This window comes from Cerasicoccus arenae, assembly GCF_014651635.1.
GTDB classification, from domain to species: domain Bacteria; phylum Verrucomicrobiota; class Verrucomicrobiia; order Opitutales; family Cerasicoccaceae; genus Cerasicoccus; species Cerasicoccus arenae.
Genome location: NZ_BMXG01000018.1, coordinates 25,037 through 38,807, shown reverse-complemented (window position 1 = coordinate 38,807; position 13,771 = coordinate 25,037). Strand labels below are relative to the sequence as shown.

Genomic DNA, 13,771 nt, shown 5'->3' with positions numbered 1-13,771 from the left:
TTTAATTAAGCGCCGCCTCGGTCGGTTTGGAATCTACAAGGCGTTTGGCGATCTCGCGTTCTTTGGCTAGGGGGAGTTTGTCGATATCGGGCAGGGCGGCGGTGTTACCAGTGGCTGCTAGGCAGATTCTTAAAAAGGGCGGCATTGCCTCATAATCATTTCCTAGGGGAAATGAGCTAATCACGGATTTCGCGAGCGGGACATTTTGCGATTGAGCGTAAACAAAGGCGAGGGCGATGTAGTAGCTGGCCTCACGGGGGTATTTGGCTACTAGGTCCTCCGCATGATAGCGACTGGTTGACAAATCGCGTTCCTGCAGCGCTTTCAGATAAATCAGAAAGATTTGGCTATAAGGGTCACGTTTAAAGGTATCCAGCGGCATTTGCTGAGCCATGGCGGCAAGCTCGGCGTCGGCCCCCACTTGATACGCGTAGTTTAAGGCGTGTGCGGCGATATATGGCGTGTTGGGTAAGCGTTGGACCGATTCACGGTAGAACTCCAGCAGTTGAGCTTCTGTCGCACGGCGATGCAAAATGCGTTCGAGGTAGACCCATTCCTCCAGCGTTGCGTAATTCAGGGCTTCGATGAGGGATTTAGTGAAGGCTTCATTGTGACCTTGCTCACGCGCAAGCATGGCGTTCCAGAATGAGGCTTGCAGCGGTGCGAGAGTGGCTTCGCTTGAGCTGTCCAGTAGTTGGCGGGCACCTTCAAAGTCGGGTGTTTCACTGAGAACCATGCCTTCTAGCCTGAGTTGATTCAGCTCTCTTTTCTGGGTGGCTGGCAATGACTCAATAATGCCATAGAGCCCAAAAATGCTGGCCATTTCCATTAAATCCTCACGCTCATCGGGGTCATTGATATCAAATTCGGCCAAGATAGTGGCTTGGGCTTCATCCTTGGAAATATCTCCGTGCTCTAATGCGCGTCCGATGGCCAGTGCGCGGTCGTTCTGTTTAGCCTCGGGGAACTGTCTCAGATCTGTCAGTATTTGGGCAAAATTTACCTGCTCCATGACTTCCGGTGAAAGTTCGGCCGTGCGGGTAAGCACCAATCGTTTGAGTGATAAACCAACCTCGTCGTTTCGGTTCAGATTTTCTTGGAGGTAGTCGGCCAAGGTTTTCTGGGCAATTGGGTCGCTGGCGTTCAGATAATGCATTGCCAGCACTTCGTGGATGGTTGGGCTGGTTTCACCGTTTTTATAGGCGTGGAGCGCCTTGTTGATCGCCTCGACTCGTTTGCCCTGAGATAGCAATAGCCGCAGTTCAGCGTCGGTGGCTCCTTCGTAGTCCGGGTAAGCTTCCTGAAGCATGGCCAAGTACCGTACGCCAATCTGAGACTGCCGAAAGTAGGCAGCCATTTCAATCACCTTTGCGATTGATTCTGCGTCGTAGTTATTGGCTTTGGCGGCTCGCTCGGCCCACCAGACGGCCTGAGGAGAGCGGACCTCTTCGGCGAGTTCGAGTACGAGCTCGCGGACTTCGGCTTGATCTGGGCGGAGGAGGGCGGCAGCGCGAATCTTCTGGTAGGCTTCTACATTCCGCCCATCGGCTTGTAACTCCTTTGCTTGGACTAGCATATGCTCACTGCGGTAGGCTTTGGCAGTCTTGAACAGCCAAGGCGTGGCAATGACGCCAGCGATGAAGGCCACACCGACAATTGTGATGATGGCGCGTAGCCAGAGCGGCAGACTAAATGTCCGCTTGAAAAGGAATTCCACCCGGTTGAGTCCACTCGCGATTAATGCGCGATAACCCATCCAGATTTCTTCACAAGCCTCTCGAAAGGAAAGCTTCCGCAATTGGCGGAATTTCATCCTGCTCCACTTGAGCAGACGCACTGGGGCAGTGAACATTGACCAGAGTGACGCGCCGAAACTACGTATGCCAGATGCAGCATCATTCCGAATGCGTTTAGCTTGGTGTTTCCGCTCAATCTTGGCAAATTTTCGGCGACTGTCGCGTGACTTCCACCAATCGGTCCATTCCTTTTTGTGAAAACGAGTAAAGCCCGTCAACCCACGAAATCGTCGTTTGAGTCCATGCCGCAGGAAGTGGCGAAAATCGGCAAAATAGTGCTGCACTAACCACCGAACATAACTGTTTTTTTTGGGCTTTTTATCCATCTTAATTTCAGGCGAACTCGGGCATGCTTGACCATTGAGTCACAAATGTCATGCTCGAAAATCATTTGCTGTCTTGGGGATGTAATTCTCGGTTCATTCTGTTGAGTTGACGGTGTGCGGATGTAATATACTGAGTTGTATGGGCGAGATTTTGCTTGCCAGCCCCTTGCACAGTTAACATGCCTTGGCCCCTTACATGAAACTGACCTTTGAGAACAAGACTGCTTTGGTAACCGGCGCGGGCCGGGGCATTGGCCGCGCGATCGCAGAGAGCCTTGCTGCCGAGGGCGTGCGCGTTATCTGCGTCAGCAAAAGCGAAAGCTCCTGTGGTGCCGCTGCTGAGGCCATTCGCGCAAGTGGAGGGCAAGCTGAAGCTTTAGCCGTCGACGTAGCTGATTCCGCCGCTGTTGCCGCTGCCTGCGAGCAGTTGCTTAAGGACTACGAGTGTATCGACATCGTAGTCAACAATGCAGGGATCACCCGAGATGGACTGCTTCTGCGTATGAGCGATGCTGACTGGATGGATGTTATCAACACCAACCTTTCATCCTGCTTTTTCTGGACCAAAGGGCTGCTGCGTCCGATGACGCGCAAGCGTTGGGGCCGCATTATTAATATTTCATCGGTGGTAGGCATTATTGGCAACCCCGGTCAGGCCAACTATGGTGCCGCCAAAGCGGGTATGATCGGATTTACCAAGTCTACCGCTCGCGAGGTCGCCTCGCGCAATATCACCGTTAACGTCGTCGCGCCTGGTTTCATTGAAACGGACATGACCAACGAACTCAGCGATACGGTTAAAACTGAAGCGGCCAAAATGGTCCCGCTGAAGCGTTTTGGCCAGACATCTGAGATCGCTTCTATGTGCACATTCCTCGCAAGTGAAGAAGCCGGTTACATCACCGGGCAAACTTTTTCGGTTGACGGCGGCATGGCGATGTAAACAACTTTCTAATTTAATCCATACACCTCCCGAAATATGTCGGATAAAAGCATCGAAGAACGCGTACAAGAAATCATTGTTAACCAGCTCAATGTCAACGAAGAGCAGGTAACTCCACAAGCTTCCTTTTTGGATGATCTCGGAGCTGACTCGCTCGACCTAGTTGAGCTCGTCATGGCATTTGAAGAAGAATTCAAGGATGAGATTAAGGGCGAAATCCCCGAATCCGATTCCGAGAAGCTGCAGACCGTCGGTGACGTGGTCAGCTATATCAAGGATAAGGCCGCAGGCTAATCAGGATGGGCGGCTCTCTGGAATCGCCCGTTTATTCATTCATGAGTGACCCACGCCCACAGACGAAGGTCGTTGTCACGGGCATTGGAGTAGTCCATGCCTTAGGCAACTCCGTCGACGACTTTTGGAACGGTATCATCGCTGGCAAGAGCGGTATTCGTAAAATCGAATGCATGGACGCCAGCGCCTACTCCTGCCAAATTGGGGCAGAAGTGGTGAACTTTGATGCCAAGGCTTGTTTTAACAACGCCAAAGACGTCAACCGTAACGACCGCTATGTTCACTATGCCGTCAGCGCCGGCAAGCAAGCCGTGGCGGACGCCAAGCTTGATATGTCGCAGGAGGACCCCTACAAGGTCGGCGTCCTCATCGGCTCTGGTATTGGCGGACTGGAAACAGTCCAAGAGCAGGCTTGGAAGCTCAAAGAGAGTGGACCGCGCAAGGTATCTCCATTTATGATCCCCTCGCTCATCGCGAACATGGCCTCTGGTGTCATGGCGATTGAGATTAAAGCGAAGGGGCCGAATTTTGCCGTAGTCAGTGCCTGTTCGACTGCGACACACGCCCTCGGAGAAGCTGCCCACATGATTATGCGCGGCGATGCCGATGTGATGATTGCTGGTGGCAGTGAAGGCGCAATCACCCACGTGGGTTACGCCGGCTTCTGTAATATGAAGGCGATGAGCACAGGCTTCAATGACGAGCCTGAGCGTGCATCCCGTCCGTTTGATGCTGGCCGTGATGGCTTCGTGATGGGGGATGGTGCCGGTGTGCTCGTTCTCGAAAGCGAGGAACACGCCAAGGCACGCGGTGCAAAGATCATTTGCGAGCTTTCGGGCTACGCTGCCACTTGCGATGCCTACCACATCACCAGCCCGGACCCAGAAGGTGAAGGCTTGGCGTATGCGCTCAATCGTGCAATGGCGATGGCTAAAATTGAGCCGGAATCCGTGGACTACATCAATGCCCACGGCACGTCTACGCCATACAATGACAAATTTGAGACGCTCGCGATCAAGAAGGTATTTGGCGAACATGCCTACAAAATGCCGATCAGCAGCACAAAGAGTATGACGGGACACCTTTTGGGTGCCGCCGGTGGCATTGAAGCCGCGATCTGCGCCAAGGTCATTGAGACGGGCATCATTCCCCCGACTATCAATTATGAGACCCCAGATCCGGATTGCGATCTGGACTATGTGCCAAATGTTGCGCGCACTGGGCAGAAGGTAGATATCGCCATGAGTAATAATCTCGGATTTGGCGGACATAATGCGACGATCATCTTTGAGCGCCATAAGTAATTTCTTCGCTAGATCGAATATCTGCTTATTGCGAAACTGATTCTCGTTAATCGTTATTGCGTTGGAACAAATTTTCGGCAGACTGTCTGATTAAATTGAGGTATACCCTTAATTAATACTGAATCCAATTGAAGCGCGCAGCCCCCCCTCCGGCGGCGCGGTCGCTTTGATTATTTATCTGACAGACAATCCATGTTCAAAAATATTCCTTTCAACCGTGTCGAGTGGGTCACTTGTATCTTCCTCGGCCTTACGTTGTTAACTTCCCTGACCGCAGTGCCGTGGTATCTCTACAATTACGGCTTGGACTGGTTCCAGTTTTCGCTTTTCACCTTTTACTGCATTGCGACAGGCCTGAGCATTACGCTGGGTTACCACCGGCTGTTTTCTCATATTTCCTTTAAAGCTAAGTGGCCCGTACGCCTCTTCGTTACGCTGTTTGGTGCTGCTGCTTTCGAAAATTCGATTCTTAACTGGTGCAGCGATCACCGTCGCCACCATAAGCACGTCGACCACGAAGACGACCCGTATAATATCAACAATGGGTTCTTTTACGCCCACGTTGGCTGGCTTCTGTTTAAACTAAAAGCGGAGCCACCCTTGGACAATGTCGCTGACCTGCGGAAAGATCCGCTCGTGGTCTGGCAGGAGAAATATGTCCACCTGATCGCTTTTGTTGTCGGTTTCATCGTGCCAACCGCGCTTGGTTACGCTTGGTATGGGACGTGGCAAGGCGCTTTGGGCTCCTTCCTGCTGGCCGGTGTCCTACGCACCGTTTGTGTGCAGCATGCGACGTTTTTCATTAATTCCGCCTGCCACTATGTCGGCAACCAGCCTTACTCGACCAAGCACAGCGCTCGCGATAGCTGGTTTATGGCGCTCTTCACTTTTGGTGAAGGCTACCACAATTACCACCACGAGTTTCAGCACGACTATCGTAACGGCGTGAAACCTTGGCAATTCGACCCAACCAAGTGGACGATTTGGACGCTATCCAAAATCGGCCTGACATCGAACTTACGCGAAGTGTCTGATGCCAAGATTCTCTTGGCTGAGCTGACCGAGGCTCGCCGACGGATCCAATGCGGGCTAGAGCCGTATCAGCAGCGCCCAGACTTACGTGCATCCCTTAGTCACGGTGTCCAGCTGACTTTGGACCGCTTGCACGAGGCACAGGAAGAACTGAGCAACCAGTATTATCAGTTGGATAAGAATGTCCGCGACCGTGTCGAGCTTTCCAAGAGTAAGATGAATGAATGGCGTCGTCAAATTCGGGCCACTTTAGAGCACTTAGAACAGCTTCCTGGTGTCCAGCCGATTGCAATCTAAAGGACTATACATCGCGTAGCGAAACGCAGTGATTTTCAAAAGCCCGTCAGTATTGGCGGGCTTTTTCTTTGATGTGAAAGGAGATGCCTTCGGCTGGAGCAAATGTCGTGGCAGCATCTATCAGGCGTCTAATGCTTAGCCTCTTAGCGCCTTGAGCACGTCGAAAAAGTTTGGGAAAGTTTTAGCGCAGCAATTGGGGTCATTGATAGTTAACCAAGGGCGACCGTCGCCGTGAAGATCATGGCTACCAAGGATACCGAAGCTCATGGCGACGCGGTGGTCTTCGTAGGTGTCGATGGCTAATGGTGAGTCTTTGGTCTTGGCGACGATTGCGGTGAAGTCGGGGTGGACAGTCATACTGTCATCGGTTTCATCGACCCGCTGTCCGAGCTTGCGTAGCTCGGTGGCCATGGCCGCAATGCGATCAGTTTCCTGATGGCGAGTGTGGGCGATGCCTGAAATCGTCGTCGGGCCATCAAGTAACGGGGTGATGGCGGCCAAAGTTAAGAAGGTGTCAGATATGGCGTTGAAATCCTCAGTCACCCCCCCCTGTTTACGTTCCCGAAATTCGGCCACGAGGTCTGCGCCATCGACATTGAAAAACGCGCCTAGTTGGCCTAATATTTCGATGAAGTGAATGTCTCCCTGAAGCCCGATGCCATAGCAACGCTCAAGGGTAAGTGAGCCGCCGATAACCCATGGAAGCATGGCATAGTAGCTCGCTGCAGTGGCGTCTGGCTCGACTACATAGGCTGGGCGAGGGTAGTAGTAACGTCCGCCGCCAGTGAAGGGAAATGGGCCGGTATCCGACTTGCCTTGCGGCTGGATGCCAAACTGCTCGATCATGGCGAGCGTCATGCCGATGAATGGGTGAGAGACCGTTTCGCCAGCCAGAGTAAGGGTTAGCGGACCCTTGGCGAGGGGGGCAACCATCAACAGGGCCGACAGAATTTGGCTGCTCGCGGAAGCATCCACAGACAGTTCGCCGCCAGGTACACCATTGGTACGTAGAGTGAAAGGGAAAAATCCGGGTTCACCGTGGTATTCGACAGTAGCGGCACCATGGGTCACAAGCGCGTCGAGCAGGCCACGCATCGGACGTTTGCGCATTGGGGCGGAACCGTCCATACGGTAGACTCCGCCTTCACGAAGGCAAAGCATGGCGGTGAGAAAGCGAGCAGCGGTGCCAGCATTGCCCACGTAAATCTCGGCCTCTGGGTTAGGAATGCTTCCACCGCAACCATTGACGAAGATCGTTTTGCCTGCCTCGTCTTCGCTCACAGTAATGCCTAGTGCTCGTAGTGCATTAGCCATGATGCGGGTGTCATCGCTGAATAGCGCGGCTTCGAGGGTGAGTGACTCTTGGGAAAGTGCGGCCAAGATCAGAGCCCGGTTTGTAATGCTCTTGGAGCCGGGCAGGGTGACGCGCCCGCGCACAGGACGGGTAAAAGGCTGAATAGTAAGGGCTTCGCTCATAGCTTTTTAAACAGAGACTCGTAGTGAAGTGATCCTTGCGGTCACTTCAAGCAGAATGACGATACGCCGGGGGGGGGGCTATAGTTTAGAGTCAAACTGGCTGCGGACTGCTTTGGTCTGCAATGCCCAGATTGCGTAGCCGCCTCCAGCGATCATGAGGACGCTAATTGCCCAGAACATGACGACGCTAAACAAGGGGGCACCCTCCATTCCGTCGGGTGATTTTACGACGATCAATATTTTGCCGACCGTGAAGATGAAAAAGACGTAGGCACAGGAAAGAGCAAACGTACGCCAGAGGGGTTTACGCTTCAGCAGACCCCAGCCAACGACAATGAAAACCATTAAGAAATTTGGAACGGCGAGTGGCTCGTTAATGAAGGATTGAATGGTCTGAACAAGCGCCAATGCCCCAATGAAAATAAATGCCCACGCGACGCAGACCAAGTGGTTCATGGGCTTTTTAATTGGAGCTGGTGCGGCGATTGTTTCCTTTTGATCTTCTTTTGCCATGAGTAAAGAATGTCGTCTGAGGAACCGAAGCGCTAGATTTATTTTTGCGTTGATTTCGGGAGATAAAAAACCGCCGAGCTTCTTAGCATCGGCGGTAAACATCCCGTTTGATCGAGGTTTCGAGATTATGTGATCGTCGCTTCGCTGGCAGCCTTGACCTTGTGGCGTCGCCAGAGGAATACGCCTAGCGTGCCGAAGCCAGCCAGTGCAATGTAGGTCGAAGGCTCAGGGATCGCAGCTCCGCCGATGCTTATTTGCATGGAGTCGGCGTCGAGCCCAGTGCCCCAGCCCCAGGAATAATTACCAGGAACAAGCCCCATTGTGGCCAATGTTTCTCCCAAGTAGATCGCGGTGGAGGTCGCAAGAGTTGTATTGCTTACGTAACCTTGCGGGACGATTAGTTCTGGGCCATAACCATAGAAGAAATCATAAACGCCAACAATCGGGCCTGAGTTTAAATCGGCTGGTTGCTGACTACCGGTGCCCCAGGGGGCAGAATTGACATTAATGCCCAAGTAACCGGTGCCAATCGGGCTTGAGCCTGTGAGAAATGCGGGGACGAAGGGCGCAATACCTGGTAGTGGGCTTCCGTAGTCAAAGGGATCAAAAAGTCCAGCTAAGTTAACGGAGCCATTCGTGGTCACGACCACATTAGGGCCGACTTCCTGGATGGTCGTTATCAGAACTGCATTGGCTGATGTGCAAACTAAGGCTGCGAGCAGCGCTGCATTTACTGTTTTCATCATGGGGAAAAACGAGTATGTTTCTCCATGAGTCAAGCCGAATGAAATTTGGGTTTCAATTAGTCGTGGTGCCAGCTTTCCAATGACCGTCGACTAGGATGAGGTTGCCTTCACTTGCAGGGTCGACAGATTCATCGTAATGGAGTTTACCAGCAATGGTGTCGGCCAAAACCCGCCCGAGTTCTTCGTTTAATGTAACCCCTGATTCTGGGCCTGTGCCGTCGTCATCGATTTCAATAACGGCATAGTGTGCGTCTTCGGGGAAATGGAGGCCGGCTTTGTGGAAAAAATTCAGATCGATTAGGCGGTGGGAAAGCAGGGCATCAAGTCGATATTGTTTAAACCATTTCGCAAAATGATCGGCGGGTTCGGCCAAGTTGTAGAAGTAGGGCGGAATGTCAGTTATGGAATGCTCGTTGGAGTGTGCGTTCATGAGGTAAGCCCCAACTATATTTTTCTTTACGCGAAGTGGCAGGTCATCGTGGCAAATTAGTCCGATTCGTTTTGCACCAAGCGTTGACAGTCGGAGGAAACACTCGTCTGTCGCACTGAAATGATTCATACTGATCCGGTCCAAGGCTGGATGGATTTCATTGCGTTCGGCTGAGACGACGGTGAATTCGTTCCAAGGGAAATCTTTGAGGCGTGTGCTCCATAAGCCCCAAGCAAGTACGATCCCGCGAATGCCCTTGTCGTGGAGCGATTGAGCGAATTCGGCTGTGGTTATTTCCATATTATCCAGATAGATTTCCTCTACCTTGTAGCCGTAGCGCTCGATGCTTTGTCGGAAGCTCGCCAGATGCGGTTGGAAAAGAACAGTGCGTCGTGCGTGGGGAGGATTTTCAAATAGAACAGCGACAGTGGACTGAGTTGGCCTTTGTCGGACATCTTGGCGATAGGCCACAAGGGAACTCCCCAAGGAGTTGGTGCGATAGCCTAGCTCTCTTGCTTTTTTCCGGATGTGAAGGCGAACCGTTTCTGAGATGCGCTTGTCATCGCGTAGGGCATATGAAACCGTGGCGATGCTGACGCCACAGTGTTCGGCCAGCGTTTTCATATTCATGTGAAATTTCCAGGTAAGTAATGGGTGTGATGCACAATGCTTCTGAGTAGCTGCATTGGTATTGAAAGAGCCAGTAAGTTTAATCTAGAAGATGAGCTCGCTATTCGTTCGAGTTTTTCTTGGGGAGACGGAGGGTTTCGCCTTCGCGCCAGGTGCCGCTGACAAACGTAAGTTTCCCATTGCGGCTGCCGACATAGACCTCGTCACTACGAATTTTCCGAGCAAGAGAAACTGCGATGGTTCGACCCATTTCTGCGCCGGAATAAACGCCTGAGTATTGTATCGAGCTTTCTTCATCTATTTCTAGAACAACTAATTGCACTTCGTCTGGAACCGAAATCCCGGCTCGTGCAAAGATTTTGGGATCGATCACGCGATGGCTGATGATCACTTCCGGTTTATGCTTTTGATACCATTGCGCAAGTCGCTCGGGCGGTTCTCCCATGTTAAAGCAGTAGGGTGGTAGGCTTTTGAGTGATGGCCGTTCGTAGTGGTTGGCGTAATAGGCTCCAAGGATGTGTTTAATGGTGATTTCCGGGCAGTCGTCGTGGAGTATGACCCCATAACGGTTATATGGCAGATTATCGAGTTGCTGGAAAACATCGTCGAGGGCATGGAAATGGTTCATGCTGACCTTATCAATGCTGCTTCCCAAATCGGTACGCACCGTTGAGATTACTGCAAATTCACTCCAAGGGAAACGCTTGATGTAGTCAGGCCATTTGCCCCAGCCTAAGAGGATTCCCTTGATTCCGCGTGTGCGTAGGATCTGCGCGAGTCTTTCGGGGCGGTATCGCCCCGAATCGATATAAAAGTCCGTCACGGAGCAGCCTAATTCATTCATTTTGGCTTTGAAATGGTGGCAGTGCAAATCAAAGAGCCGACTGGGGCGAGAGTCTTTGGGGTTGGGGTGGATGACTGCAACAGAGGCGGAGAATGGCGAACCCTTCTTACTACTACGGCGGGAGGCCAAGGAGGCGAGGCTGGGGTCTGGCTGATAACCCAGTTTTTTTGCAACTGCGGCAATGCGGTTACGGGTTTTCAGGGGGATACGTGCGCTGTTGCGAAGGGCGTAGGATACGGTTGCAGTGCTCACGCCACACTCCATCGCGATGCTTTTCTGAGTCACGCGTTTACCCATGATCGTATACTACCTAGTCACCTAGGTCGTTGCTAGGAATAAAAAACGCTTTGTTTCAAAGTTCTTTGAGTGCGCTTCAGTTTCATTGGGGTGGTTGTTGGCAGGTTTTTCTCGGGGAAATATGAAGGACCCGGTCCATTTGGACCGGGCCTTCTCTGTCCTTTGTTATCTTCCCCCCTAGGGAATGTGATCAAATTTTACCGCGGAGTGAAAGCTCTCACGCGTGCACTTGCTTATAGGTCTGTATTTGAGAATACGGATAAATGAATTAAGCAGTTTTTTTGGGGGGCTGGTTTTAATGAACAGTGGGGGGGATGAGAAGCGCGACCCAAGTTTATGCGTTGGATTGCGGTTTCTTTAATAACCTATTGGTTAATGATGGCCGAGAGAACAGGGGGGGGATGTATTTCTGGATGTGTCGTATAGTAGTGGCAACAAATTCGAATGCTAGGTTAGGGGGAGTGATTTGACCAAATTTGTTTGGGTTAAGCTATTCAATTATCATGTTGATTGACTCATTCTAATGTCGTGGAAGTATGTAATACGTTGAGTTTAATAGGTTAACAGTAAGTGGTCTCGGTGTTAATGTTCGGATTCGGCTACAATGTGCTTTTCCCACATATGTATCATGAGCAGTTTTGCTCGAATCGTTTCGTTGTTATGAATTCCCATAAAATCAAGTTACTAACTTTTACGCTGGGGCTACTGGCCTTGATCAATGCTGATGCGGCTGACCTGATCCGCAATGGCGACTTCACCGAGTGGAATGATGGCAAACCAGCGGCTTGGACAATACGCACCAAGCAGCCGATTTCTCAAGAGTCCGCCGCGGGTGGGCTGAAGATTGAAATCGCTGAGTCACAGGGTGGATTTGGTGAGATCCTGCAGCGCATCGATATCAAGCCAGGAACACGTTACCGCTTGGTTGGAGAATTGAAGGGGACTGCGCCGAAGATCGCCCTTTATCAGATCAAGCGCTACAGCAATGGGCGTGAGTTGGACCGTACGAATACGGGACGCAACGCTGGGGCCGACTGGGAAACGGTGGAAAAGGTTTTTAACAGCGATGGGGCGGATTATATCGAGGTGCTGATACGCTGGCAGCAAAAAGCTGAAGATGTCGGCCAAAGCGTCGCCTTCAAGGGATTGTCCCTCGAAGTTTTGCCGCCCTATAGCTATCAGGGGGAAGAAGTTCCTCCGCAGGCAGTCGCGACATTCAATTCGGTTGGCCTTTATTGGAAGCCTCAGGGCGGCACGAGCGATCGAGTGGTGGAGGTTCATTACCGTAAACAAGGTGCTACCGACTGGAAGGACGCCCTGCCTCTCTGGTTTGACGCAACTGAACACGGAGGGAAGGGAGCTGAGCATACGGGAGAGTATCGGGGTAGTATCGTTTACCTCGAGCCCGGCACTGCCTACGAAGCTCGCTTGAAGTTACAGGATGGGCCAGAGCGCATCGTTCCTTTCAACACATGGTCGGAAGACTTTAAAATTGCCCGCCATGTCACGCTTCCAACTACCCTCGAAGGAGAAACCTACAAGATTACTGAAGGCGGCAGCGAAAAAGAGGGTTATGTGCTTTATGAGCCTGCATCCGGTGTGGATGCGGTTTGGGACGCGCAAGACAAAGCCAGTGCTAATGTGGAGATTAATGCATCTTGGGTAATTGTCCGTGGGCTGACTTTGAAGGGCGCTTCCACGCATGGCATTGTTCTCGGCGACGTCGATCATGTGGTCATTGACGATTGCGATATCAGCGGATGGGGAGAAACGCGGTCCAATGGACAAGCCAAGAATCTGAATTCAGCGATCTATAGCAGTTCTAAGCAGCTGGAGCATATCGTCATCCAAAACTGTGAGATGCATCATCCGCGCAGCGACAGCAATTCTTGGGCGGAGAAACGTCCAGGGACGAAGAGCTCCCACCCAGAAGGTCCGCAGGGAATCAGCTTCCGGGGTGGCAAAGGGCAGTTCGTTATTCGCAACAACCGGATTTACTCGGATATCGACCACATGTTTAACGATGGAATGGGCGAGCTATCCAATTTCGGCTTCGGTGGTTTCCCCAATCGTGACAGCGACATCTACGACAACTTTGTTTCGCACTGCTGGGACGATGGTCTGGAGATTGAAGGTGCAGACATGAATGTGCGTGTCTGGAACAACTACATTGATATGACGTATGGCGCGATTGGTGCCGCAGCACCGTCGCTTGGCCCAGTCTATTTCTTCCGCAACGTTTACGGCGTATCGCGTAAGCACTCTGGCTCGTCGGCGAATGACCTTCGTGGCCATTACCTGGTTAAGCTAGGTAACGAGAAAGCTCAATATACCCGAGGAAAGATGTATATCTTTCACAATACCTCTTTGCAGCCGCCAGCTTTTGAAGGGAGTGATTTGGCCTCTAGCGGAGCTCAATCGGGCATTGTGTTTACATCGAAGAAAAAGCTTCAGGAGAACATGACCACGCGAAACAATCTTCTGCAAATGCGAGGTGCCAATAATTGGGCGATCCTTGATACGCAAAAAACGTGGAGCAATGACTTCGATTACGATATGTATGACGGCAAGATAATGACCCGGGAAGGAGCCGAAGCGCACGCAGTAATCGCATCACCTGTCTATGAGCGTGCTCCGGATGGTCGCCTTTGGCTTTCGCCTGGAGCACCTGGCCATGACGCTGCCGAGAGAATCCCGAATTTTAATGACGACTATTCCGGCGCTGCTCCGGATATGGGAGCGGTAGAAACCAATAGCCAATCACCCAAGCCTCCTCATTGGCCTGTATTCCCTGAAAATTACCAGCCTGCTCAGGCTGCGAGTGAACAGGGTTGATTGGTTTG

11 protein-coding genes are annotated in these 13,771 nt (G+C 51.8%); 5 read left to right on the top strand and 6 right to left on the bottom strand.

The features are described 5' to 3' along the window. Window position 1 precedes the first annotated feature (1 nt). Window positions 2-2,122 carry a hypothetical protein gene (locus IE065_RS13455; RefSeq protein WP_189515941.1) on the bottom strand — a complete coding sequence of 707 codons (2,121 nt, stop codon included), beginning with the start codon at window positions 2,120-2,122 and terminating at the stop codon, window positions 2-4. Window positions 2,123-2,318: 196 nt separating this feature from the next. Here IE065_RS13455 and fabG point away from each other — a divergent pair, with 196 nt between their 5' ends. The 4 genes from fabG (at window position 2,319) to IE065_RS13435 (ending at window position 5,992) form a co-directional block, all read left to right on the top strand. After that, on the top strand, window positions 2,319-3,065 hold the full coding sequence (gene fabG / locus IE065_RS13450; protein ID WP_189515940.1) for a 3-oxoacyl-ACP reductase FabG: 747 nt from the start codon (window positions 2,319-2,321) through the stop codon (window positions 3,063-3,065). 36 nt (window positions 3,066-3,101) lie between these two features. After that, complete coding sequence (locus IE065_RS13445; protein WP_189515938.1) at window positions 3,102-3,359, top strand: acyl carrier protein; 258 nt, start codon at window positions 3,102-3,104, stop codon at window positions 3,357-3,359. Between the two features lie 41 nt (window positions 3,360-3,400). Next, window positions 3,401-4,663, top strand: a complete 1,263-nt coding sequence (gene fabF, locus IE065_RS13440) for a beta-ketoacyl-ACP synthase II (protein WP_189515936.1) — start codon at window positions 3,401-3,403, stop codon at window positions 4,661-4,663. A gap of 192 nt (window positions 4,664-4,855) precedes the next feature. Continuing rightward, the gene (locus tag IE065_RS13435; RefSeq protein ID WP_189515934.1) at window positions 4,856-5,992 is read left to right on the top strand and encodes an acyl-CoA desaturase; all 1,137 of its coding nucleotides are present in this window, start codon (window positions 4,856-4,858) and stop codon (window positions 5,990-5,992) included. A 135-nt stretch (window positions 5,993-6,127) separates the two neighbouring features. On the opposite strand, the gene aroA is transcribed toward IE065_RS13435, so the two are convergent. The 5 genes from aroA to IE065_RS13410 all read right to left on the bottom strand — a co-directional run bounded on the left by aroA (window position 6,128) and on the right by IE065_RS13410 (window position 10,916). Next, the gene (gene aroA / locus IE065_RS13430; RefSeq protein ID WP_189515932.1) at window positions 6,128-7,468 is read right to left on the bottom strand and encodes a 3-phosphoshikimate 1-carboxyvinyltransferase; all 1,341 of its coding nucleotides are present in this window, start codon (window positions 7,466-7,468) and stop codon (window positions 6,128-6,130) included. Window positions 7,469-7,546: 78 nt separating this feature from the next. After that, window positions 7,547-7,981: a hypothetical protein gene (locus tag IE065_RS13425; protein WP_189515929.1), complete on the bottom strand. Its 435-nt coding sequence runs from the start codon at window positions 7,979-7,981 to the stop codon at window positions 7,547-7,549. Between the two features lie 125 nt (window positions 7,982-8,106). Further along, window positions 8,107-8,727, bottom strand: coding sequence for a PEP-CTERM sorting domain-containing protein (locus IE065_RS13420; RefSeq protein WP_189515927.1), 621 nt, complete (start codon window positions 8,725-8,727; stop codon window positions 8,107-8,109). A 52-nt stretch (window positions 8,728-8,779) separates the two neighbouring features. Beyond that, window positions 8,780-9,787, bottom strand: a complete 1,008-nt coding sequence (locus IE065_RS13415; RefSeq protein WP_189515925.1) for a LacI family DNA-binding transcriptional regulator — start codon at window positions 9,785-9,787, stop codon at window positions 8,780-8,782. A gap of 100 nt (window positions 9,788-9,887) precedes the next feature. Next, window positions 9,888-10,916: a LacI family DNA-binding transcriptional regulator gene (locus IE065_RS13410; RefSeq protein WP_229792119.1), complete on the bottom strand. Its 1,029-nt coding sequence runs from the start codon at window positions 10,914-10,916 to the stop codon at window positions 9,888-9,890. Between the two features lie 672 nt (window positions 10,917-11,588). Here IE065_RS13410 and IE065_RS13405 point away from each other — a divergent pair. Then, window positions 11,589-13,763 carry a right-handed parallel beta-helix repeat-containing protein gene (locus tag IE065_RS13405; protein WP_189515921.1) on the top strand — a complete coding sequence of 725 codons (2,175 nt, stop codon included), beginning with the start codon at window positions 11,589-11,591 and terminating at the stop codon, window positions 13,761-13,763. Window positions 13,764-13,771: the final 8 nt, after the last annotated feature.

What these genes read in the sequence shown, in the direction of transcription:
- IE065_RS13455 (WP_189515941.1), bottom strand. Translation starts at nt 2,122, where the DNA reads ATGGATAAAAAGCCCAAAAAAAACAGTTATGTTCGGTGGTTAGTGCAG.
- IE065_RS13435 (WP_189515934.1), top strand. Translation starts at nt 4,856, where the DNA reads ATGTTCAAAAATATTCCTTTCAACCGTGTCGAGTGGGTCACTTGTATC.
- IE065_RS13445 (WP_189515938.1), top strand. Translation starts at nt 3,102, where the DNA reads ATGTCGGATAAAAGCATCGAAGAACGCGTACAAGAAATCATTGTTAAC.
- fabF (WP_189515936.1), top strand. Translation starts at nt 3,401, where the DNA reads ATGAGTGACCCACGCCCACAGACGAAGGTCGTTGTCACGGGCATTGGA.
- IE065_RS13415 (WP_189515925.1), bottom strand. Translation starts at nt 9,787, where the DNA reads ATGAATATGAAAACGCTGGCCGAACACTGTGGCGTCAGCATCGCCACG.
- aroA (WP_189515932.1), bottom strand. Translation starts at nt 7,468, where the DNA reads ATGAGCGAAGCCCTTACTATTCAGCCTTTTACCCGTCCTGTGCGCGGG.
- IE065_RS13420 (WP_189515927.1), bottom strand. Translation starts at nt 8,727, where the DNA reads ATGATGAAAACAGTAAATGCAGCGCTGCTCGCAGCCTTAGTTTGCACA.
- fabG (WP_189515940.1), top strand. Translation starts at nt 2,319, where the DNA reads ATGAAACTGACCTTTGAGAACAAGACTGCTTTGGTAACCGGCGCGGGC.
- IE065_RS13425 (WP_189515929.1), bottom strand. Translation starts at nt 7,981, where the DNA reads ATGGCAAAAGAAGATCAAAAGGAAACAATCGCCGCACCAGCTCCAATT.
- IE065_RS13405 (WP_189515921.1), top strand. Translation starts at nt 11,589, where the DNA reads ATGAATTCCCATAAAATCAAGTTACTAACTTTTACGCTGGGGCTACTG.